Source organism: Streptococcus cameli (genome assembly GCF_053207365.1).
In genome coordinates this window covers 11,977-34,676 of the sequence record NZ_JBRUIM010000004.1, presented here as the reverse complement: position 1 = coordinate 34,676, position 22,700 = coordinate 11,977, and the positions used below count along the sequence as shown (strand labels likewise).

24 protein-coding genes are annotated in these 22,700 nt (G+C 42.0%); 3 read left to right on the top strand and 21 right to left on the bottom strand.

The genetic code is table 11. From position 1 onward, the window contains the following. Positions 1–52: 52 nt before the first annotated feature. Positions 53–622 carry a GNAT family N-acetyltransferase gene (locus ACVR1I_RS08040; RefSeq protein WP_447443506.1) on the top strand — a complete coding sequence of 190 codons (570 nt, stop codon included), beginning with the start codon at positions 53–55 and terminating at the stop codon, positions 620–622. 5 nt (positions 623–627) lie between these two features. Here the strand turns inward: ACVR1I_RS08040 and ACVR1I_RS08035 are convergent, their stop codons facing one another. The 7 genes from ACVR1I_RS08035 to ACVR1I_RS08005 all read right to left on the bottom strand — a co-directional run bounded on the left by ACVR1I_RS08035 (position 628) and on the right by ACVR1I_RS08005 (position 6,221). Beyond that, complete coding sequence (locus tag ACVR1I_RS08035) at positions 628–1,149, bottom strand: VanZ family protein (RefSeq protein WP_447443505.1); 522 nt, start codon at positions 1,147–1,149, stop codon at positions 628–630. Next, positions 1,149–2,270 carry a dual-specificity RNA methyltransferase RlmN gene (rlmN, locus tag ACVR1I_RS08030; RefSeq protein WP_447443504.1) on the bottom strand — a complete coding sequence of 374 codons (1,122 nt, stop codon included), beginning with the start codon at positions 2,268–2,270 and terminating at the stop codon, positions 1,149–1,151. The genes ACVR1I_RS08035 and rlmN overlap by 1 nt, the downstream gene beginning before the upstream one ends. A gap of 2 nt (positions 2,271–2,272) precedes the next feature. Next, positions 2,273–2,893, bottom strand: a complete 621-nt coding sequence (locus ACVR1I_RS08025; RefSeq protein ID WP_447443503.1) for a YutD family protein — start codon at positions 2,891–2,893, stop codon at positions 2,273–2,275. A 114-nt stretch (positions 2,894–3,007) separates the two neighbouring features. Further along, on the bottom strand, positions 3,008–4,054 hold the full coding sequence (locus tag ACVR1I_RS08020) for a SepM family pheromone-processing serine protease (protein WP_447443502.1): 1,047 nt from the start codon (positions 4,052–4,054) through the stop codon (positions 3,008–3,010). Then, positions 4,041–4,526, bottom strand: coding sequence for a pantetheine-phosphate adenylyltransferase (coaD, locus tag ACVR1I_RS08015; RefSeq protein ID WP_447443501.1), 486 nt, complete (start codon positions 4,524–4,526; stop codon positions 4,041–4,043). The genes ACVR1I_RS08020 and coaD overlap by 14 nt, the downstream gene beginning before the upstream one ends. 25 nt (positions 4,527–4,551) lie before the next feature. Then, positions 4,552–5,091 carry a 16S rRNA (guanine(966)-N(2))-methyltransferase RsmD gene (gene rsmD, locus ACVR1I_RS08010; RefSeq protein WP_447443500.1) on the bottom strand — a complete coding sequence of 180 codons (540 nt, stop codon included), beginning with the start codon at positions 5,089–5,091 and terminating at the stop codon, positions 4,552–4,554. Between the two features lie 74 nt (positions 5,092–5,165). Then, positions 5,166–6,221: an MmcQ/YjbR family DNA-binding protein gene (locus ACVR1I_RS08005; RefSeq protein WP_447443499.1), complete on the bottom strand. Its 1,056-nt coding sequence runs from the start codon at positions 6,219–6,221 to the stop codon at positions 5,166–5,168. Between the two features lie 206 nt (positions 6,222–6,427). Between ACVR1I_RS08005 and ACVR1I_RS08000 the strand changes: the two genes are divergently transcribed. After that, positions 6,428–7,801: an NAD-dependent succinate-semialdehyde dehydrogenase gene (locus tag ACVR1I_RS08000; RefSeq protein ID WP_447443498.1), complete on the top strand. Its 1,374-nt coding sequence runs from the start codon at positions 6,428–6,430 to the stop codon at positions 7,799–7,801. Positions 7,802–7,874: 73 nt separating this feature from the next. Here the strand turns inward: ACVR1I_RS08000 and ACVR1I_RS07995 are convergent, their stop codons facing one another. The 3 genes from ACVR1I_RS07995 to ACVR1I_RS07985 form a co-directional block, all read right to left on the bottom strand. Continuing rightward, complete coding sequence (locus tag ACVR1I_RS07995) at positions 7,875–8,213, bottom strand: HIRAN domain-containing protein (protein WP_447443497.1); 339 nt, start codon at positions 8,211–8,213, stop codon at positions 7,875–7,877. Between the two features lie 159 nt (positions 8,214–8,372). Then, a complete protein-coding gene (locus tag ACVR1I_RS07990) occupies positions 8,373–9,950 on the bottom strand; it encodes a hypothetical protein (protein WP_447443496.1) in 1,578 nt (525 codons plus the stop codon). 69 nt (positions 9,951–10,019) lie between these two features. After that, positions 10,020–11,252 carry a DNA cytosine methyltransferase gene (locus ACVR1I_RS07985; protein ID WP_447443495.1) on the bottom strand — a complete coding sequence of 411 codons (1,233 nt, stop codon included), beginning with the start codon at positions 11,250–11,252 and terminating at the stop codon, positions 10,020–10,022. Positions 11,253–11,387: 135 nt separating this feature from the next. On the opposite strand from ACVR1I_RS07985, the gene ACVR1I_RS07980 reads away from it, so the two are divergent. After that, entirely contained in the window at positions 11,388–11,792 is a 405-nt protein-coding gene (locus ACVR1I_RS07980; RefSeq protein WP_447443494.1) for a hypothetical protein, read from the top strand. 141 nt (positions 11,793–11,933) lie between these two features. On the opposite strand, the gene ACVR1I_RS07975 is transcribed toward ACVR1I_RS07980, so the two are convergent. The 11 genes from ACVR1I_RS07975 to ACVR1I_RS07925 form a co-directional block, all read right to left on the bottom strand. Beyond that, positions 11,934–14,234 (bottom strand): DEAD/DEAH box helicase family protein, encoded by a 2,301-nt coding sequence (locus ACVR1I_RS07975; protein ID WP_447443493.1) that lies wholly within the window; start codon positions 14,232–14,234, stop codon positions 11,934–11,936. Next, entirely contained in the window at positions 14,204–15,142 is a 939-nt protein-coding gene (locus tag ACVR1I_RS07970; protein ID WP_447443492.1) for a HamA C-terminal domain-containing protein, read from the bottom strand. The genes ACVR1I_RS07975 and ACVR1I_RS07970 overlap by 31 nt, the downstream gene beginning before the upstream one ends. Before the next feature lie 86 nt (positions 15,143–15,228). Then, on the bottom strand, positions 15,229–17,880 hold the full coding sequence (locus tag ACVR1I_RS07965; RefSeq protein ID WP_447443491.1) for a valine--tRNA ligase: 2,652 nt from the start codon (positions 17,878–17,880) through the stop codon (positions 15,229–15,231). Between the two features lie 16 nt (positions 17,881–17,896). After that, positions 17,897–18,805 carry a hypothetical protein gene (locus tag ACVR1I_RS07960; RefSeq protein ID WP_447443490.1) on the bottom strand — a complete coding sequence of 303 codons (909 nt, stop codon included), beginning with the start codon at positions 18,803–18,805 and terminating at the stop codon, positions 17,897–17,899. After that, positions 18,802–19,389 (bottom strand): GNAT family N-acetyltransferase, encoded by a 588-nt coding sequence (locus tag ACVR1I_RS07955; RefSeq protein ID WP_447443489.1) that lies wholly within the window; start codon positions 19,387–19,389, stop codon positions 18,802–18,804. The genes ACVR1I_RS07960 and ACVR1I_RS07955 overlap by 4 nt, the downstream gene beginning before the upstream one ends. A 1-nt stretch (position 19,390) precedes the next feature. Continuing rightward, positions 19,391–19,744, bottom strand: coding sequence for a VOC family protein (locus tag ACVR1I_RS07950; protein ID WP_447443488.1), 354 nt, complete (start codon positions 19,742–19,744; stop codon positions 19,391–19,393). Positions 19,745–20,058: 314 nt separating this feature from the next. Then, complete coding sequence (locus tag ACVR1I_RS07945) at positions 20,059–20,241, bottom strand: hypothetical protein (protein WP_447443487.1); 183 nt, start codon at positions 20,239–20,241, stop codon at positions 20,059–20,061. A 29-nt stretch (positions 20,242–20,270) separates the two neighbouring features. Beyond that, on the bottom strand, positions 20,271–20,762 hold the full coding sequence (locus ACVR1I_RS07940) for a helix-hairpin-helix domain-containing protein (RefSeq protein WP_447443486.1): 492 nt from the start codon (positions 20,760–20,762) through the stop codon (positions 20,271–20,273). Positions 20,763–20,788: 26 nt separating this feature from the next. Next, on the bottom strand, positions 20,789–21,043 hold the full coding sequence (locus tag ACVR1I_RS07935) for a DUF1912 family protein (protein ID WP_447443485.1): 255 nt from the start codon (positions 21,041–21,043) through the stop codon (positions 20,789–20,791). Beyond that, positions 21,040–22,377 (bottom strand): DUF438 domain-containing protein, encoded by a 1,338-nt coding sequence (locus ACVR1I_RS07930; protein WP_447443484.1) that lies wholly within the window; start codon positions 22,375–22,377, stop codon positions 21,040–21,042. Before ACVR1I_RS07930 ends, ACVR1I_RS07935 begins: the two co-directional genes overlap by 4 nt. Then, positions 22,374–22,607 carry a DUF1858 domain-containing protein gene (locus tag ACVR1I_RS07925; RefSeq protein WP_447443483.1) on the bottom strand — a complete coding sequence of 78 codons (234 nt, stop codon included), beginning with the start codon at positions 22,605–22,607 and terminating at the stop codon, positions 22,374–22,376. The genes ACVR1I_RS07930 and ACVR1I_RS07925 overlap by 4 nt, the downstream gene beginning before the upstream one ends. Positions 22,608–22,700 lie beyond the last annotated feature (93 nt).

Genomic DNA, 22,700 nt, shown 5'->3' with positions numbered 1-22,700 from the left:
TTTCCCGCTCCATTTTGTATACTAGTTCTTAAAAAATTTGGAGGTGAATACGATGAAAGAAATCGGTATCCAGACACTAGAAGCAGACCGCATTTTACTTAGACCCTTTCGCATAGAGGATGCTGCTGCCATGTACCGCAACTGGGCCTCCCGCACAGACAATATCCAATACGTCCCTTGGTCTGCCCACACCAGTCCAGATTTCACCGAGGAACTGATTCAGGAATGGATTGATTCCTACACTGATCCCAACAGCTACCGCTGGGGGATCGCCTTTAAAGAAAAACCAGATGAGTTGATTGGTGACTTATCCGTTGTCTCTTTGAATCCCAAAACCGAAGCTGTTGAAATTGGCTATATTTTAAGCAAGGATTATTGGGGACAAGGACTCATGACAGAAGCGCTCAAGCGAGCCTTAGCCTTTCTCTTTGATGAGGTGGAAGTCAACCGGGTTGTAATCGGTCATGCCAAAGAAAACGCCGCTTCTGGCCGTGTCATTCAAAAAGCCGGCCTCCACTACGAAGGAACCTTCCGCCAAGCTGTCCTCTTAAAGGGCACCTTGGTCGACTTAGTTTCCTATGCCATTTTAAAAGAAGATTACGACAACCAAAAACCTGCTTGAAACAATCAAGCAGGTTTTCCTTTTAGGTATTTTTGCAGAAGGAGATAGGTCCAAAAAGCCAACAACCCTCCCAAACTATTGGTCCAGAGGTCGTCGATTTCAAAGACCCGTTGGGCATCAAAGAGCCCATCCAGTAGCAACTGCGTACACTCGATAAACAGGCTCATGAAAAAGCTGTTACGTAAAACAATCTTCCAATTTCTCCAACTTGGTTTAAGAAATAAGAGCCCCAGTACCAAGGGATAGAGAAGAAAGACATTACTGACGTTTTGCAAGACGACCCAGAACAAATCGGAAAAGCTATCAATCTTATCCCCGTTGACCAAGGTGTTAAAGGGGGTGGGTAAGAGGTAAAAGCGACCGATTTGGATAATGCCAGGCGTCGGCGTTTCCTTGGGATTGGGAAAGACCCACTGGGGCAAAAAGCACATGAGGCCAATTGCTACTAGATAGAGTCGAACCAGGGCGTTCATCACTAGTTTTCCCTTCTTCCCCAATTCTCCGTTTGTCTCCAACCAGTCGGTCATCACGGTTGCAACTCCACGATACCAGCCTTGGCTTTGGCTGCCACAATCTTGGCACGCGCTGCGGCCCGGTCCCGTTTCATGGTGTTGGAACGCAATTGCCCACAGGCCGCATCGATATCGGTACCATGTTCTTGCCGCACAACACAGTTAACACCATTTTTCTTGAGGCGGTCATAGAAGGCCGCTACCCTTTCTGGCGTCGAACGGCTGTATTGGTCGTGCTCAGAAACAGGGTTATAAGGAATGAGATTGACATAGGACAATTTTCGGATTTTCTTGGTCAAATCCGCTAATTCTTGGGCTTGTTCCACCGCATCATTGACTTCATTGAGCATGATGTATTCAAAGGTTACCCGTCGATTGGTCACCTCGATGTAGTCTTCAATGGCCGCAAACAATTCTTCAATCGGGTAACGGCGGTTAATCCGCATAATGCTAGAGCGAATGTCATTATTTGGAGCATGGAGCGATACCGCAAGATTGACCTGGACGCCTTCACGGGCAAATTCGCGGATTTTTGGTGCCAAGCCAGAAGTTGATACCGTAATATGGCGGGCTCCAATCGCTAACCCCTTGTCATCATTGACCGTACGTAGGAAAGACATGACATTGTCATAATTGTCCAAAGGCTCACCAATCCCCATAACAACAATGTGACTGACACGCTCGCCCTGGTTGCGGTCATCAAAATACTTTTGCACCAACATGATTTGGGCAACGATCTCTCCGCTAGTCAAATCCCGCTGTTTGGGAATCAAACCAGAAGCACAGAAGGTACAACCAATATTGCACCCAACCTGAGTGGTCACACAGACAGACAAGCCATAGTGCTGGCGCATCAAGACAGTCTCAATCAGCATGCCATCTGGCAATTCAAAGAGGTACTTGACCGTGCCATCTTTTGATTCTTGAACAATTCGTTGTTTCAAGGGATTAAAGGCATAGGTCTCTGTCAACTTCTCAATAAATCCTTTTGACAAATTGGTCATTTCTTCAAAGGATTCAACCCGTTTTTGGTAAAGCCATTCCCAAATCTGAGTGGCCCGAAATTTCTTTTCCCCCACTTCTTGGACCCAATCGGTCAACTGCTTGCGGGTCAGGCCATAAATCGATGGTTTCATGTTTACTCCTGTTTCTGTCGTATGACAAAGCTGCGCTTCGTAGCTTGAGCTGGCTTGTCTTGCTTGGTTTTCTTCTGTTCTGCTGGTTTTGGTTTTTCAGATGGTTTTGACCTATCTAAACGACGCTTTTTCTTAAAGCTTGGACTGCTATTTTCCTTACCAGTTTCTTTCTTTCTGGTTTGGTCTTGCCCTCTGCGCTCGCCTTGCGGTTTGCGGTTGTTTCGAGAGCGATTCCGTTTGCGGCGTGGTTTTTCTTCTGGCTCAGCTGGCATTTCCTGCGGATTGTCATTTTCCAAGACAAAATAAGCACAGCCAAAGTTACAAAACTCCGTCAAATAATCGTCCAAGCGGCCAATTTTCAAATCAGACGCCACTTCCTTATCGTCCTTGTAAAATCCCTTTAACCGCAACTGCTCATTGCCCCAATCACCGACAATATAATCAAATTTTAGCATGAGTTGGGAAAAACGTTGGCCAAAAATGGTTTGGTCAAAAGCTTCCTTGTAATTGTCCACGAGGCGCAATTCAATCCCTTCTGAAACCACCTTGTCTCCAACCAAGGCAAAGGCTGGGCCAGGAAATTTATTGTAATTGTATAATTCTGGAGAAACTTCTTTCTTCATCTACGATCCTTTTCTAAAACATACTGTTCTTTTCATTATACCGCATTCTGCCCATTTTTTCTATGAAAGGACCAAATCTGAAAATTTTCAGTCACTTTAAAAACCAAGGAAATGTCATTCCTTGGTTTTTTCAAGATAGGCAATCGCATCTTTGACATTTTTAACAGGGACCACTTCAATGTCTAATCCCTCTTCTTTAACCGTTTGAACAGCCTCATCGTAATTACTGAGAGCTTCCGGATTTTCTTTCAAAATTTCTTTGTCAACAGGATTATTTGGTGCAAAGAATACCGTCGCACCTGCCTTGGCAGCTGAAATCACCTTCTTGTCGACGCCACCGATATCCCCAACAGAACCATCTTGTTCAATGGTTCCCGTTCCTGCAATATCACGACCCGCCCGCAAATCAGGATCCGCCAGCTGGGTATAAATAGCCAAGGTAAACATGAGACCCGCGCTTGGTCCGCCGATATTGGCTGTTTGGAAATCAATCGGAATATCCGTTTTGACTTCTGTATGGTCAACCAAGCCAATGCCAATCCCATTTTTCCCATTATCTAGTTTGATAATTTGACCATCAGCCGTTTCCTTTTGCCCCAGAGTCTGGTAGCCAACTGTGACGTTTGAGCCCAATTTTAACCCGCTAACATACTTGATTAAGTCCGCAGAGCTTTCAAAGGTCTTGCCATTGATACTGGTTACGGTATCGGCGATGTTTAAGACCCCCTTAAAGGTCGAATCATCTGCCACACTGAGAACGTAAACCCCAAAAAAGTCCATATCCACATCTTTTCCAGCCAATGACAATCCTTGGTACTTGGCTAAATTTTGTGAAGTTTCCATGTAAAATTGACTGATTCGAAAATAATCATCATTAGAAGAGCCACCCGTCATTTCCTCTTCCGTGTAAATGTCCACATGTTTGTCAAATTTCGCCGCCAATAACTGTATCAGTGTCGGCTTAAACACTTGAACATAAACAAAATTATAAGATCCATCTTCTGTATCTCCCTCGTTGTTGACGGTCAATACTTCACGGATATCTGATGCTCCACCTGGACTTTCAATATAATAAGGAAGTGGCACTATAACCGAAGCCCAAAGGGCAATGGTAGCCAAGACAATTCCTGCAATCAATCCTATTTTTTTACTTGTTTTCACGTTTTTCTAACTCCTTCACCACCGATTCCGGTACATAATCCGAGATATCTTGTTTGAAATAAATCAACTCCCTCATGCGACTAGATGAGATGTGTTGGTAACCAGCATTTGCCAAGAGGTAAATAGTCTCTACCTCTGGTGCCAAACGGTGGTTAAAATAATCCAAACTCGCTTCGTATTCCAAGTCATGACCATTACGTAAGCCCCGTACCATATGGGTCACCCCATAGTGACGCGCCACATCAACCGCCAATTCATCTGTCGAGACAATAATGGACACATTGTCATACCCTGCAAAGGTCTCTTCTAAAATCGCTCGCCGCTCTTCCAAACTCAACAAGCCCTGCTTGTGAGGGTTGTAAAAGAGACCCACATAAAAATGGTCAAACAAGCCTTGAGCCCGCTTGATTAAATCCAAATGCCCCAAGGTAATGGGATCAAAAGAGCCTGTAAACAGTCCAATTTTTTTCATGCTTTTCACTTTCTTCTCAGCTCGCTCAACGAACATAAACCGTTACTTTGCTTATGCCGTAAACCTTTTGTTTCCAGATACCCAGCTCTGCAATTTCTTCTGGCAAATCAACTGCCTTATCCGTCTCACAGACCACCATGACCTCTTCCGCCAGCAAGTTCCGCTGACAAAGCTCCTCGATGACGCCAACGATTTCTTCCTTGGCATAAGGCGGGTCCAAAAAGACCAGATCAAACGTGCCATGTAGCTGACCCAGAGCCTGCTTGTCTTCCATCTTGAGCAATTGAAACTTGTGGCTCTCCTTGGTCATGGTGATGTTTTCCTGCACAATGGCCTGGGCCTTTCGGTCTTTTTCCACCAAAACTGCCTCATCCATACCACGCGATACCGCCTCGATGGCCAGACCACCACTGCCTGCATAGAGATCCAAGACCCGTCCGCCATCAAAGTAAGGACCAATCATATTAAACATGGCTCCCCGAACCTTGTCCGAAGTCGGTCTCGTTGTTTTTCCATCAAGAGTTTTGAGTGGACGCCCACCATAATTTCCAGAAACAATTCTCATAGCTTTCATTATAACAAAAAGCTAGAAAAAAGGGGGATTTTGATTAACAAATTCCCCCCGTTTTTACACTGTGATTAACTGTTTATTTTCTTCTGAAGTACTTTGACCAGCTCATCTGGCAAGCGTCTGGGCCCACGAACGGTCTTTAGGCCCTTTTCCTGCAAGAAAGCAATGGGAAACTCCGCATCACCAAAGACTGCCAGCAAGCGTAAGCGCATCTGTTTGGGCATTATCCCCTCTTCCACTGCACAAAGGTAGCGAAGAGCCCGAATGGGAGCTGTCATATAAATGACCACAAAGTCGCCTGCTTGAATACTGGCTTTTTGCGGCCAATCCATAATTGGGCTCCGAGCAAAATCCGCATCAATATCATATAGCTTAGGATTAGCAGGAATGACCCACCACTCTAATTGACTGCTTCCTTTGCGCGATTTCCCAGCCACTAAGCCTCTACTCGTCACAACCAAATCCCAGGTGTCCTCATCCGACAAGGAACCGTCCAAGACCACTGTCACCCAATGCTTCTTGTTCATGTGGTAGCTTGGATAAATCCCCCGCTTCTGCGTCAACCTCTCCACTTGCTCTGGCACCACCTTGACATTGAGCACCTCCACTTTTTCTTCCTTTTGCTCCTTGGACCAGACTTCCTGTCTCAGGTCTAATTTTTTACGTTCAATGGTCAAAGCTAGCGCATACCACTTGTCATTGACTGGATTGCGAAAGGCGTAGATATCCGGAAATTTCTCAAAAGGCTGCGCGCCCTTATCGCCAAAGTCCTCTCGAATCCGATGTACCAAGGCTTGCCCCTGTGGAGAAGATAAGCCAACCGTATTAAAACAAGCCACCGCAATCTGCTCCAAAAGCTCTTGGTAACTTTCTCGCACCTCTCCCACAAAGGCCCCTGTCACCCGGGGCAGCCGAAAGGCCGTATACTCTTCACCCAAATCCTTATCAATGATTTGCCCCGCAACTCGACCCTCTTGTTCAAGCCTGATGACCACCTCAAATTGCCCTTTCATCAAGGAGCTTCTGTATACGTGTTTCCCTTCTTCCAGCACAAAACCAAAAGTTTCCAAGGATGTCCAGTTGACCTGCTTTCCCTGAAAAACCACTTCCTCAATTGTCTTCATCTCGTCTCCTTACATGTTCAACCAGCCTCACTTCTACCAGTATAGCATAAATCAACATCAATGAAAAAGAGCATGTTAAAGGCAAAACCAACAAATGTGAATCGAACATCGTTTCAAAAGCTTCTTGACGAATTTGACAGTTTTTATTTGAAAACGCTTCCTAAAAAATGGTAGAATAGAAATACTACATCAAAGGAGGATAACTGATGGCCTATCAAACAACTTACCCTTTTACCAATGAAGTCTTACAGACTTATGACAATTGTTCCGACCAAGCAATTGACAAAGCCCTTGAGACCGCTCATCAACTCTACAAAACGTGGCGCCAAGAAGACAAACTCCAAGAACGCAAAGAGCAACTACATACTGTAGCAGATATCCTTCGAAGAGACTGTGACAAGTATGCTGAAATCATGACCAAGGACATGGGCAAACTCTTTAAAGAAGCCCAAGGCGAAATCAAGCTATGTGCCATGATTGCGGACTACTATGCTGAAAAGGCAGAGGAATTCCTCAAACCAGTTCCAATAGAAACAGATGCTGGAGAAGCCTACTACCTCAAACAAGCAACAGGAGTTCTATTAGCCGTTGAGCCTTGGAATTTCCCATTTTACCAAATCATGCGTGTCTTCGCTCCCAACTTCATGATCGGAAACACCATGGTCCTAAAACATGCTTCCATTTGTCCAGGATCTGCCCAGGTATTTGAAGATTTAGTGGCTGAAGCAGGAATTGCTGACGGAGCCTACAAAAACTTATTTGCCAGCTACGACCAAATTTCAGATATCATCGCCGATCCACGGGTTACCGGCGTGTGTTTGACAGGCTCAGAACGAGGCGGGGCTTCTATCGCTGCTGAAGCAGGAAAAAATTTGAAAAAATCCTCTCTAGAGCTTGGAGGAAATGATGCCTTTCTCATTTTAGAAGATGCGGATTGGGAAGAACTCAAAACCGTCATTCCTGATGTCCGCCTCTACAATGCAGGACAGGTTTGTACCTCATCCAAACGCTTTATCGTCATGGCCAACCAGTACGATGCCTTTCTAGAATTATTGACAGAAGGCTTCAAAAACGCCAAATGGGGAGACCCAATGGATCCAGATACCACCCTTGCCCCACTCTCCTCTGCAGGAGCCAAGGAAGATGTCCTAGAACAAATCCAACTGGCCGTTGACAACGGAGCCCGGGTCGTTTACGGAAACGAACCAATTGACCACCCAGGAAACTTTGTCATGCCAACCATTCTAACGGATATCAGCAAGGACAACCCAATCTATAACCAAGAAATTTTCGGACCTGTGGCCAGCGTCTACAAAGTTGAAACCGAAGAAGAAGCTATTGCCTTAGCCAATGATTCCAGTTACGGTCTCGGTGGGACAGTCTTCTCCAGCGATCCAGAACATGCCGCACGCGTCGCTTCTCAAATTGAGACCGGTATGTCCTTTATCAATTCTGGTTGGGCCTCTCTCCCAGAATTGCCATTCGGTGGAATTAAAAATTCAGGATACGGACGAGAACTCAGCCAATTAGGTTTTGACACCTTCATCAACGAACACCTGGTTTTTACCCCTAAAAAATAAGAAAAGACCTTCTTACAAGTGAATTGTAAGAAGGCTTTTTTATATAAAAGTTTAGAAACTGCAGAAAGGATTATTATCGCTTATCCTTAAACTTGACCACCACGCGCAATTGCCGCTCGGGATGCACCGTCAAATCCACCATCTGAACACGTGCCTCCAAGATAGCACCGTGTCCGTAAAACAACATCCGACTGATCAAGGTATTGCGATCCTTGGGAATATAGCCCAGCTTTTTCCCTTCGTAAAACAAGGCCACAGCCTCTGAATCATACGGATTGGTCGGCTCCGCCACCAAATCCAAATAGGTCCCAATCTTCAACTGATCCACGACCTCAAGACCATCATAATAGGCAAAGGCCGCCAAATGAAAATCTTCCACATTCCGACTCGGCTCATAACCAGTCTGTACCATTGCTACTTCCTCCTTGAAGGTTATTTTGAATATGATAGGTTTATTATAGCAGAAGAAAGAAGGGATTTGAATATATCTTGCCAGAAAATATCAAACCCTTCAATTCTATTGATAACTTCATGAAAGTTATATTTTATAGCAAACAGATAAAGTATTGAACTACTTCTTAGCCACCCAGCCAATCGCATCGTGTGGGGGATTATCAACATCAATCCAAATAAATTCAATCCCTATAACACCATCTTTAAATTTGCTCAGGCGAATGCCGTTGATTTGCAGTTCTTCTAACTTTTTGCCCGTCAAGACTTCACGTTCTTCCAACTGGAAAACCCCACGCAAAATCCATTCTCCTAGAATATCTTGTTTTTCCGTTGATTGAATCGCCTTGCCAGTTTCTTGATTGATATAGGCCTTGATCACATCGCCAGAAGACAAGAATTTCAAATCAAAGGTGCGATTCTCCTTTGGCAGAGCCAGTTTTTTGCTTCCTTTTTCGAAGGTTCCAATATTGACACCAAAGAAATGGGGATTCTGGTCGTGGAAATTTTTAGAATCTGGCAATGGAATGTAGACTTCACTAACTGGTCGGAAAACCAATTTCTCAATTTCTTTGGCTAGGTTTTTCACGCCAGATGACTTCGCAAAAGCAAGTAGCTCCGAACGACGAGCTTTCATTTCTACTTTTTCTTCTTTAGTCGCCCATTTTTTCAACAAAATCGCTTCAAGTGCATCCGTGACATAGGCTCTCTCTTCAGACGACAACTCATCTTTAAAGTGGTCTTGAATCTTTTCAATGCGAGCAATGCGGTCTTTCTTTGCTAATTTCGAGCCACCATCAAAAGCATTAAAACCTGAACTTTCTTCCACATGTCCATGCTTGTCTGTGATGACCCATGAGACTGTTTCAAGAATCTCCGATTCTGTTTTTGTTCCTGTTAATAAATGCAACTGCTCAAAGACCGAAAATGGATCCTCAATATAGTTGACATCCCATTGGTCCACAACAATTTCTTTGTTATTAAAGGTCATGTGAAGCTGGCTATCCGCTGCTGTGTACTTATAGGTATGATTCCCATCTGTAAAGCGGAAATTGGTCGGTGTTTTATGACTTGTAGAGCCTAGAACTTCGAGCTTATCAATCTCAATCGGCAAATAAGAAGTCTCTCCTACAAAAATCTGAGGTGACTGTCCTTTAGCCGTTGGCATAAGAACATGGTACACCGAATCAACCGACACATCATCTGACTTAAATCCTTTGATTTGAGCCTTAGAAGACGCAATGCGTTGATTTCGAAGCAAGGCAATTCGAACAGCTAAGTCCTTATAACGTTCCTTGTTCTCACGATCAGCAGTTTCCTTATCAGGGGCAATATCCGCATAGAACTTAATGGCATTGAGAATATCCGTCCATGACTGAGAATCTTTCTTGAACTGAGCAACTTTCTGATCACCAGAATTGATACCAAAAGATTTAATCCCTACAAGGTACTTGTGGTTATCATCTACAACAACAGACGCATCATAAGAAGTATTGGCAATATCTTCTGCAACTGCATGAAAAGCCTTCTGGAAAACAGTCTCTTGAAACTTGGAGTTTACTATCGGAGCCACATAGTTTGATCCCTCTTTCCCATCTTCTAACTCTGCTTTTTGCGAAAAAGCTTCACTCAAACTGGCAAAATTCGTAATCAGGGTCCGATATTTTTCCTTTTGTTCCGTTTTCAGATTTTCCCACATAACGTTACCTCACTTTATCTTCTTTAGTATACCAAAAAGAGATTAGTTTTTCACTAATCCCTCTAATACTTATTTATTCGTAAAAGCAATGCTATAAAACTCTAAATGGCCACCTTTTTTAACCAATCTGAGATACTCCTCATCTGATAAGATTCCTAAACCATCTTGATAAGCCTCTATTGTTTCAAGGGCTTGCTCATAAGTATCAACAAAGTCTCTCACATAGGACTGTCCTTCAAATTGGCCATTCATCTTTGTATAGATAATGGCAACGTCTCCAGTTCGCTCTACTGCTGACGGGGCAGTAGACTGATTCAAAGCTGTTGCGATGTTTGCCGCAATCCGCTTAATCACAGGTACAACCACGCTATTTCCAGCCTGCTTGTAAAGTTGCCCATTTGAGACATTCTCAGGAATCTTGAAGGTCTTTGGATAGCCTTGAACATTGAAGGTTTCTTTAGGCGTGAGTTTTCGAATCTCTCCCTTATCGGTCAAAATCAGAGGAACATTATGCCCACCAGTCCCCATATTGGCTGTCAAGGTTGGTACAACCCCATTTTTATTCTCACGAACATACTGACGACGCCATTGGTAAACCGTATCTTGACTGGTTACAGCATGTTTTAATTCTTCGTAGAAAGATTGCTTGCCTTCACGGTAGTAATAATTTTCCGTTGGATCTGCACCAAAGTCAATCACATCTTGCAAAGTAGTTGTCAGCTTGATTTCCTCTGGAAATTCAAAGAGGTCATAAGCTTCCTTGTTATCAAAACCAACAATGTAAATCCGCTCACGATTTTGAGGGATATTGCCGTAATCTTTACCGTTTAGCACTTTCCACTTGATAAAATAATTGTTCTCCGTCAAAGCCTCACGAATGACTTTAAAGGTATTTCCGTGATCATGAGAAACCATGTTTTTCACGTTTTCCACAAAAATAGCTTTCGGACGCTTGGCTTCAATCATGCGAAGCAATTCAAAGAACAAATCCCCCCGATCGTCTTCAAATCCCTTACGGTAACCCGCTATCGAAAAGGCTTGGCAGGGGAAACCACCGACAATCACATCGACTGTCTCAGAAGGTATCTCCTCTGCCTCAACCGCGTGAATATCACGCCCATCCAAAAATGTATCGGGGTAATTCAACTGATAAGTCATTCTCGCATACTTATCAAACTCATTGGCATACACCACTCTGAACTCGTTGGTCTGCTCAAAGCCCAACTCAATTCCACCAACACCCGAGAAAAACGCTGCAATCGCATATTTCCCAGACTGTGGAGAACTTACAGAATTTGTCATGTAAGCACCTGCTTTCTAAAAATATCTAACTTAGATAGTATAACAAAAAATACATAGTATTGCAGCTAAATGAGCTATTTTTTTGTACAATGCATTATAATATTCTTATAAATATATTTAGAAGGAGATAAACTTATGCCACATCAAGGAAACCAATTTACTATATCATTGAAATCCACACATATTGGATGGGGAGTCCATCGCTATACAGACTCACGTCCTCTGATTACAGGAGAATGTTATATTCCTATTCCAAGTAAATATGCACACCAATTCGGTATTTACAATTCAAATCAGACCCAAGGTCAAGATATTCTAGGACAAAATATTTTCAAAGCTCAATCTACAGATGGACATTTCCAAGGAATTGTGAAAGCTTCGGGGAACAATAAAGCAAATGATCCTTATGCAAAAAACCTATCTGGTCTAGGGAATCTAAAGGCTTTTAACGATTGGTTTAATAAAATGGGTGTTACAGTTGGCACTCAAATCAAAGTTGAATGGACTAGTCCGACAGATATCTTATTCACTATAATTTAAAATATTCTAATTCAGCAATAAACAGTTATAAAATCACATTCTAAAAAAATGTTGATTTTATGACTGTTTTATTCGGTTAAGTCTAATTATCGCAAACCATCTTCTACACTTGATATGTAAAACAATCTCTATTAAACTCTGTTACTTTAATAGGTTTTGAATTTGACTATCAATATACATTTCATATGCATCGAATTTCTTTTGACTATTATTTTCATCATAATATTTCACCAAAGCAAATGGAACACCATAATCACTAAGTTTTCTACCCGCTTCAGTCAAAGCACTGTATTCTAAGCGTTGTAAAAGAATTTGAATTCCAGAAATATCATCAAATTTTCTGTTATCAATTCTAGATATGTGATATCTATACAATAAATCGAAAACACCTAGATACTTTACAAGATGATATTTGAATGTTGTATACACCAGATTTGCAGTCTCTCTCATCGCGGTGTCTTTGGGCTTATTTTGCTGATTGACATAATATTGAACCATCCCTAAAAAACCATTCTTCAAGTAATTTGATAGCTGTATAACAAGTAAAGATACACTATTTTTCCCTCTTATCTCAATTTCTCTTTCCATTAATCCTTTTAAAAATGAATTATCTACAAAATCTTTACAAATGTTGACAATTGTTTGAAAACCGTCCCAATGTAAATCTGTACCTCTATTATATTGCAACGCTTGTTTTAATTGGTCTATTCTCCGTAACTCAGCAGATGACATATTTCTAATTCTATTGTACATTGATATTTTTTTTAAAGGACTGATTACTTTATAAGATTGGAAAATAAAACTCGGTAATTCTGATTCTTTCTTTAGTTGCTCAATGTTTTCTTTTAAAATCTTATCATTATCTGTTAAAAAATTATCCAGTGTAACTTCTAAATCAATATCCGTTTTATTACGATTTTCATCATAATTTCTATGTTCAATACTATCCTGTTCAGAATCAATGATTGTCACAAAATCTTTAGTTAGGTCAATTACATTACCACTATAATGACTATTAAATCTCCCTGCACGACCAGCAATATTTTTAGCATCAAATTGCTTTAAAGGCTTTGTTCCTTTTTTTACAGATGTTACTATGAGATTCTTAGCGGTTGTATTTACACCTTCAGTAATTGTAGTTGTAGAGAATAAGCAAAATAGTTCTCCTTGATTAAATAAGTTTATAATTTCTTTCTGTATATACTTAGGTATGCCAGAATTGTGGATCCCAATTCTCTTACTAAGTGCCTTAAAAACTATCCAGTCCGATCCAAACGTTCTTTCAATATGTTCTAAAAAAATATTAAAAATCCTACTAGAACTTTGATTTCGCTCCAACTTAGTATTATATGCTTCCTCACCTAATAATTTTTTAGCGAATCTTTCTGTATCATTTTTGCTCGAACAATAAATAATAATACTTCCTTCATTAAATATTAATTGCAGTACTGATTGCACAACCTTTTCTTGCATACTCTTTGTTCCAGCTTTTAGCCTATAAACCGTATTTTCAATTTCAAATTTATTTCTGTCAAGATGCGCTAGCGTTTTAGATACAATTTCAACATCGTTATATTCAATAATATTAAAATCATTAATTGAAACAAAGTTTTGAAAGGATGAAGTCGTCTCTCTCATATCCGATTGAAACTGAATGTATGGTCCAACCAATAACATATCATTACTATTACGACAAGCATATTCTAAGGCTAATCGATAAGCTGTATCTCGCTCGTTTTCTTCCGGTGTATCAGTATCGATAATGAAATCATTATCAATTTTATATATCTCATCTATAAATGTAAATTCGAAATCTCTATCATTATTATCTAAGAATGATAGATACCTCTCAGGGGTATAAATAAATATATTTTTTTCTCCTAATTCCTCTGATTTAATTTCACTTAATGTATGAATTTTATACAATTCAAAAAATTTATCACTTGTTAATTTCATATAATTTTCCGATAACAAGCTAATTGTAGGAAAAATAAGTAAGATGTTAGAGTATTTTATCTTTTTTATTATTTCATACATTAAAAATGTTTTACCAAAAGATGTGGGGGCTGAAAGAACATATCTATTTCGAATTAAACTACTAAACTGATCTAGTATTTCTTTTTGATATTTATGCAACATCTGATTGTTCACAGTTAAACTTGCTTCATTTAAAAATGAACTGACCGATAGCAAATTCATACTAGTCGGAGTAATATAATTTTCCGATTGGTATTTTTTATCTAGTAAATCAAAATACTGTGGGACCCCTGCTTCATTAGCCATATATCTCAAAAAATTTAAGTCACTCTCAGTAAGCTCTTCTACTTTAATTTCATCATAATATTCACAAACTACTTTAACAAAAACTCCTCTTCTACTTGGATCATTCTTGTATAAATTAAATTCCTTGATTAGATTAGAGGTACTTTGGTTTCTATCCATTTAATCACATCTTCCTTTACTAGGTTAGACTGTTCCACTGGTAGTAACATAACAAAAACGCTGACATTAATTTTTATGCTAGGCAAAAAAGGAAATTTATTTAAAGTTTTATTTATTTTAGCAATGCATGAATTAATTGACTGTTCGTAAGAATATGTTGACTGTTTCTGAAATGCTATAAATATCGGATAAACTAATTCTATATTTTCACTAGCTAATTCATCCGCTAGAATTATTTCAGGGTCATTATCCCATTTATCCAATACGGAATCTAACTCTTTATGAGAATGAGAAATATTTGCTCTTTCGTTAATAATAGCAAACATATGCTTTTTCATATACTCATCGGTAATAGAAGCATTCATTTTTTCTATAACTGAAGTTATGCCTGAACTAAACGATTGATGAAATTTGGCTTCTCCAAACCAGAGTTCCAAATTACCATTATTATCTAACAAATGAAAAGCATCAAATCCCTTTGCTTCACTATTTTCCAGAGGAGAATAAAAATACCCTCTCGCTAGAATTACATCTGTACCAAAATATATTCTTAAAATTAAATCTAAAAGCACCTCACCATAAAAACCATATTGAAGTTTTGTTGATGTAGAATCATTTTTATCATACCTTAACTTAGTTAAAATAGCTTTAGTTTGCTCACGGTCCAAACTATCGTAGTTAATTTCAAACTCATTCACGGCAAATTCAATAATGCCATTATAGATAATTTTAGCAATATCACTATCACTACCTTCTAGGCAATACTCATTTTTTCCAGCAGTAGTCAAATCACTAATCTTAATTTCTTCCTCTACTCCATTATTATTAATAAAATTAGTCGGTAGAATATATTTTAAAACTAAACTATTTTTTACTAAATCTTCCAGTTTTTTTCTCAATTTTATCATCCCTCTTCACTTCCATTATACCAAAAACCCCAGCAATCTGCCGGGGTTTCTGCTATTTAATTGTGGTTTATTCAGCTAAAAATAACTTACTTCCCCAACTTCTCCATCTCAGCGATGCGTTCTTTGGTCGCATCGTATTTGGTTTGGTAGTCGGCTTGTTTTTGGCGTTCTTTGTCTACGACTTCTGGTTTGGCGTTTTGGACAAAGCGCTCGTTAGAGAGCTTTTTGCCAACCATGTCGAGTTCTTTTTGCCATTTGGCTAGTTCTTTGTTGAGGCGTTCTAATTCTTCGGCCACGTTTAAGAGGTCTGCCAGCGGCAAGAAGATTTCAGCTCCTGTGATGACGCTGGACATGGCCAATTCTGGCGCTGCAATCGTTGAGCTGATCTCCAAATGCTCAGGGTTGGTAAAGCGTTTGATGTAGTTGACATTAGCTGTGAAGAAGTCTTCTAACTGGCTGTCAGCAGTCTTAATCAGGATGGTAATTGGCTTACTTGGGGCCACGTTTACCTCTGACCGGCTATTTCGCACAGCACGGATCAGGTCCTTCAAGCTTTCCACGCCTTGGTGCGCAGCTTTATTTTCAAAAGCAGGATTCACCACTGGATAATCAGCCGACACAATGCTACCTTCTGAGATTTGGCCAAAGATTTCCTCGGTCACAAATGGCATGATTGGGTGCAAGAGGCGGAGAATCTGGTCCAAGGTGTAGAGGAGGACAGAGCGGGTGATGACTTTCTCGTCTTCGTTGTCGCTGTAAAGGACTTCCTTGGTCAGCTCCACGTACCAGTCCGCAAATTCGTCCCAGATGAAGTTGTACAGCTGATGGCCCGCAATCCCAAACTCGAATTTCTCAAAGGCGTCGGTCACCTTGCCGATGGTTTCATTGAGGTTGTGGAGGATCCACTTGTCGGTCACGTTACCAGCCTGATCAGTCGCTACTTTTGCGACATTGGCCTTGGCATCTGCCAGCGTCAGCCCTTCATTGTTCATGAGGATATAGCGGGAAATGTTCCAGATTTTGTTGATGAAGTTCCATGAGGCGTCCATCTTCTCATAGGAGAAACGGACATCCTGTCCTGGGGCAGAGCCGTTTGACAGGAACCAGCGCAGGGCATCCGCACCGTACTGATCGATCACGTCCATCGGGTCAATTCCGTTGCCCAGAGATTTAGACATCTTACGACCTTGCTCGTCGCGGATGAGCCCATGGATCAGGACGTTTTTAAATGGACGGCGGTCTGTGAATTCCAAGGATTGGAAAATCATGCGAGACACCCAGAAGAAGATAATGTCGTAACCTGTGACCAAGGTTGACGTTGGGAAATAACGGTTAAAGTCAGCCGCCTCTTCGTCTGGCCAACCCATGGTTGAAAATGGCCAGAGGGCAGATGAGAACCAAGTGTCTAAGACGTCTTCGTCTTGAACCCAGCCGTCGCCTTCTGGTGCTTCTTCGCCAACATACATCTCCCCAGCTTCATTGTACCAGGCAGGGATTTGGTGACCCCACCAGAGCTGACGGGAAATCACCCAGTCATGGACATTTTCCATCCATTGGAGGAAGGTGTCGTTGAAGCGTGGTGGGTAGAAGGATACCTTGTCTTCGGTCTCTTGGTTGGCAATGGCATTTTTAGCCAACTGGTCCATCTTAACAAACCACTGCGTGGACAAGCGTGGCTCCACCACGGCACCTGAACGCTCCGAGTGGCCAACAGAGTGAACCCGTTGTTCAATCTTGACCAACTGGCCAAGCTCTTCTAATTTTTTAACCGTCGCTTTGCGGGCGTCAAATCGGTCCATGCCGTCAAATTCCCCAGCCAGCTCATTCATGGTTCCGTCATCGTTCATAACATTGACTTGTGGCAAATCATGGCGTTTGCCGACCTCAAAGTCGTTGAGGTCATGGGCTGGGGTGACTTTTACGACACCTGTTCCAAATTCTGGATCAGCATGCTCATCGCCGACGATTGGAATCGGTTTGTTCACGATTGGTAGGATAACGTTCTTGCCAATCAAGTCTTTGTAACGTGGGTCTTCTGGATTGACTGCAACAGCCACATCCCCAAACATGGTCTCAGGGCGCGTGGTCGCAACTTCAAGGGCACCAGATCCGTCTTCCAAGAGGTAGTTCATGTGGTAGAAAGCCCCTTCGACATCCTTGTGAATCACCTCGATGTCAGAAAGTGCTGTGCGGGCAGCGGGATCCCAGTTGATGATAAATTCACCGCGGTAGATGAGGCCTTTTTTGTAGAGTTCCACAAAAACTTTCTTAACCGCATCTGAGAGGCCATCATCAAGGGTGAAGCGCTCGCGTGAGTAATCAAGGGAAAGTCCCAACTTGCCCCACTGCTCCTTGATGGTAGACGCATACTCGTCCTTCCATTCCCAGACCTTGTCTAGGAACTTGTCGCGACCGAGGTCGTAACGGGAAATCCCCTGCTCGCGCAGGCGCTCCTCAACCTTAGCCTGGGTCGCAATCCCTGCGTGGTCCATCCCTGGCAACCACAAGGTATCATAGCCCTGCATGCGTTTTTGACGGATAATAATATCCTGCAAGGTCGTGTCCCAGGCGTGACCCAAGTGGAGTTTACCCGTCACGTTTGGCGGTGGAATCACGATAGAATAAGGCTTGGCCTCAGCATCGCCTGACGGCGCAAAGCTATCCGCTTCAAGCCACTTCGTATAACGACCAGCCTCAACCTCAGCTGGGTTGTATTTAGGGGAAAGTTCTTTTGACATTAGTTTTGCTCCTTCTTTAAATGATTTGTTTAATTAAACTCATAATATATTCAAGATGTTTGGTATTAACTACCTTTATTTCGTACTCACCATTACCATAGTGACCTATTGTTGAAACGTTACGGGCAAGATCTTTAGGGTCTTCAATTTCTCCAAACTTCGCATTAATAAATAATTTTAATTGTTTATTTTGTATCTCAATATCTACTATATTCCGTTTATTCTGTTTGAAAGCCATATATAGCTTAGTTGCCACTAAATTACTATCTGGTATCAGTTGAAATATAGCCTGCTTAAAGGTTTCATATAATTCAACTATGCCATCTGATTTATTTACTAATAAATCTTCTTCGGAGTATGTCTTTAATTCTTTAGTAACTAATGCCAATTCTGAATTTTCTTCAGATGTGGATGTTTTTATACTTGGGGCATTTTCAGATTTAACAATACCATTCACAACTAATATGTCATTGGTAAAGCGTTTGACTTCCCATAGTTCAATATTTAAATCTTTAAAATCGACAGCTTGTCTTTGAAAAGGTGTAAAATTGGGTGAAACAAAAGCTACTTTACTTTGTGACCAATCAATATCTTTTTTAGTTAGTAATTTTCCTGTTTGTTCTTGGTATTCTAAAACGAAATCAGCTTTATATTTTAATAATGTATTAAGATAAGATACCCCTTGATCTAAAACACTGTTGTTGGTCGATCGCTTGTATTCAATGATAACAAAAGCGTTATTTTCATGGTCAAAAGCTAGGGTGTCTAAACGTTGATTTTGAATGGAAAATTCACTACTTATAAATTCCAAACCTGTAATTATTGTAAGATTTTCTTCAAAAAGATGTTGAAGCTCCCGTTCTAATTTAAAAGTTTTTTCTTCTAGACTAGATAAATTATTTTGATTTATTTTAAACAAATTCATGCATTCGCTCCTCTCTCCCACTCACTCCTAAGCAATCCATACCTCAGATCCGCACAGCGGTTGCCTTGGGCGTCCTTGCGGTCACGAATGGTGGCTTCTAGGGTAAAGCCGAGCTTCTCAGCCAGTTTGCGACTGGCCTGGTTGTAGTCAAAGCACGCTATTTCAATCTTGTGCAGGTTAAGCTGCGTAAAACCGGCCTCTAACAAGGCTTGGCAGGCTTCGGTCATGATGCCCTGTTGCCAAAAATCTGGATGCAGGGTATAGCCCATTTCTAGAACATCGTCCGCATGGCGGTGGTTAAAATCAACTGATCCGATGACCTTGTCCGTTCCCTTGAGGCAAATCCCATACCCAGCTGGCAAATTCTGGTCAGCATTGTGCTTGGGCAGGACGTGTTCTAAGTAATAAACCTCATCTTCCACGGTTGCGACGGGTGGAAAGCCTGCTGGCCAAGTCACCTCAGGCAGACTGGCATAGGCAAAAACAGCTTCTGCGTCTGCCACAGTGCGCTCGCGCAGGTAGAGGCGGTCCGTTTCAAGGTTTGGTAAGTTAGTGTTGATTGGTTGTTCTTGACTCGTAACCATATTAAACCTCCTTGAATTGATAGAAATCAAGAACAATGCCCTCAGGACCTTGAACGATGAGGGAGTATGTCCCCCAGTCAGTAGCCGTTGGTGAGGTTAAAATGGTCTCCCCAGCTGTTTGCAGGGCTTGGTATTTGCCATCCACATCCTCTATTTGGACATGTAGAATGACACCGGATTGGAAATGCTCCAGTGGCACGATGGCCTTATCAGACACCATCAAACAGTGACTGCCAACCGTAAACTGAGCAAAATGATCATCCTTGTAGTCTGCCGACATTCCCAGTAAACGCTCCAATGCCTCACTGGTTTGAGGGACTTCTTTTACAATAATATCCAATTGATTTAAATCCATCAGGCTTTCTCCTTTTTAGATACAAAAATCCCCGCCCAGCATACGCTAGACAGGGACGAATTTCAATACGATTTCCGCGGTACCACCCAGATTCGGGTTTGCACCCGCAACTTTGTTCTTATCACATGATGTCCTCAGCAACCAGTTTTGTCCAACCTGCGGATTTCTCAGCACCACCGCTTTCTGTAAGGTTGTGTTCACAAAACACCTCTGAATGGCTTTATTCTAACAGATTTCACAAGAAAAGGCAAGCAGATTGAGGCATTTTCTGGACAGCAGAAAAACGGATGAACAATCATCCGTTTTCGTATTTTTTACCTTTTTCCCAATAACAGAAGAACAATCGTAGCACACAATGGTGGCACGATGTAGCTCAAAGCAGTCATGTCAATGGGAAATCCAAGCAGGCTCAACACCTTGAAAACCAAGAGATTGCTTAGAAAGAGGCCTAGAAATAAGAAAATGATTTTCAAACTATTTTTAGTCTTATTTGTCATAAATCTCCAATCTGATTCGAATGGCCAACCTATTTCTTCAACTTAATATTCAATTCTTTCAATTGTTTGATGGTAGCTGGACCGATCCCTTTGAGTTCCAAGAGTTCTTTTTCAGTCCATTTGGCAAAGTCTTTGACCGACTGAATCCCTTCTGCATAGAAAGTTTCCAAGCGTCCTGCTGCAACACCTTCCAATGAAGATGCAAAACTCTCAAAATCAGAGGCTGCTTTTTTGGTTTCTTTCTTAACTTTTTCACTTGTCTCTTTTGCCACTGTTTCGGCTTTTTTCGCAACTGTTTTGCCATCTTTCTTGGCTTTTTCAGTCTTTTTGTTAACGTTTTCAACCACGTCGTTGACACGTTCGGTGACAGCTTCGACCACATTTCCAGTTGCTTCAGCGACATTGTCCAAAGCCTCTTGGGTCTTGTCTGCCGCAACACCCACTAAGGATTTGCCTGCTTTTTTCAATTCATTCCATTGTCTCTTTAAGAGTTTTTTCCGATTTATTTTTTTCTTTGCCATTTATTTTCTCCTTTTTGATTTCTTAGTTAATAATGTCTTTGGCCAAACAAGCCGTCTGGTAGGTCGTGAAAGTTCTTTCCAGCCTTGTAGTTTTCAAACTTCCCTTGAATGTACTGATAGGCATCGAGTTTGCTTTCATAGCGGATATAGGCGTCTGCCGCCCGCTCATCCTTGTCTTCTTCCAGCACGCGCCGGCTTTCCTCCATGGCCATTTGATTGACCACGATTTGGGTTTGCACCCATTCTTCAAATTCTTTTAAAAATGTTTGTTCGTAATTCACTCCGTGTCTTCCTCACCAATTCCTCTGTAAAAATCTGTGTCAATGGCCCGGTAAGGGGCAATGTCTTGTACATACTCCAATACACCTTGGAATTCACCATCCTTGTCCCGTAAGGCAGCATAGGTCACATGGACAAATTGCCCACGTGATTCCGAATGAAACCACATCTCAAATTTATCCTTTTTCCCTGTTCGCAAGGCGGTAAATATGGCCTTGACCTTCGGCAGTAACTTGGGCGGGTGACAGAGTTCCACATGTCGTCCGACCTGACTCGGTGTCCGTTTGAAGATCATCTCCTCTGACGGCACCGCATCGTTGTAATACTGGAAGACATCGTCCTTATTGACAAAAGTGATCTCCATGGGCAGATGGTTGAGGATTAAGTTGGCCTCTTCCACCGACAGGACACCATTGCCAAAGGCTTGTGGCGTCGTCCGATCAACCACCTCTTCTTTGGGGGTGAATTGAATGGTCAAACGCCCCTGCGGGGTCTCAATGATCTGGGTATTGGCAGCTAGCTGGTCTGTCGCCCCTTGGGCTAAGTCCTGTTCCTGTACGAACACTTCACGGTGTGGCACCCATTTTTCAGAAGGTCGAATAATGGTGTAGCCATAGACATCGCTCTCAGCAGCAATCTGCAACCAATCATCCTGGGTAAAGCACTCCAATAAAATCATGAGTAAAATAGACTCTTCCTTGAAAATCATGGATTCCAATTCCGTCGCAAAGGCTTCAAAGGCTGTCCGAACAGCTGGCAGATTGTCCTTGTTGAGATGTGCCAGACTATCTTTGGCCTCTCTAAACAAGTCCCGGATTTGGTCATCCACTCCCCACATCACTTTTGGTGGCGAATCGTGGCCGTAGGATTCCATAATTGGGAAAAAGAGTTCTTCTTTTCGTTGGTAGTGGCGGTCAAACTGCCCCACCAACTCTACTTGCCGTTTGAGTCCCTTCTCAATTTCTACCAGCGAAGCCAGATCCATCTCTTCTTCGTAAGAATCAAAGAGCCGTCTAACCCGGATCAAGGCCGCTCGCAAGGCCAGGTTTTCATCCTTAAAAATCCGAACAGGGTGACCCGGGTGGTCCACATCGGCCACTTCCACTCCCTGCACTGCATTTTTAAACAGATTGGCATGGACGTCACACAGCTCCATCACATCTTCAAAGGTAATACCCGCATCGGAGTTCATGAGTTCATGCTCCATGAGGGAAATCTCAATGGCAGAGACACCTGAGAAGGTCGCATCAAAGCGCTCTTGGACGGATTCTGGACTGGCGCCATTGTGTAACTCAATTAAAATATCGCGTAAAACATGAATTCTATCATCTGTCATAGACTGCTACCTATCACCTCATAGCCGTTCCACTCGAGGGTTTTCTTAATGGTTTCGATGTCTATACCCTGCATCTTGGCTCCTTGCTGGAGAGAGACTTTTTTCCCCAGGGTATTGCGCATAATGGGATTGGCCAAGGGTTTGAAGCCAAGTTCCACCAACAAGTCCAATACTTCTGGATGCTGGTCAACCACTTGGGCCACAGGGATTGTGAGATCAATCGTGTTCATAGATTTTCTCCTTCTGTACTTCCCTATTATATCACACTCTCCTGGCATTTGGATATGAAAAAACAGGCCTGTAAAACGAGGCCTGTTGGAAGG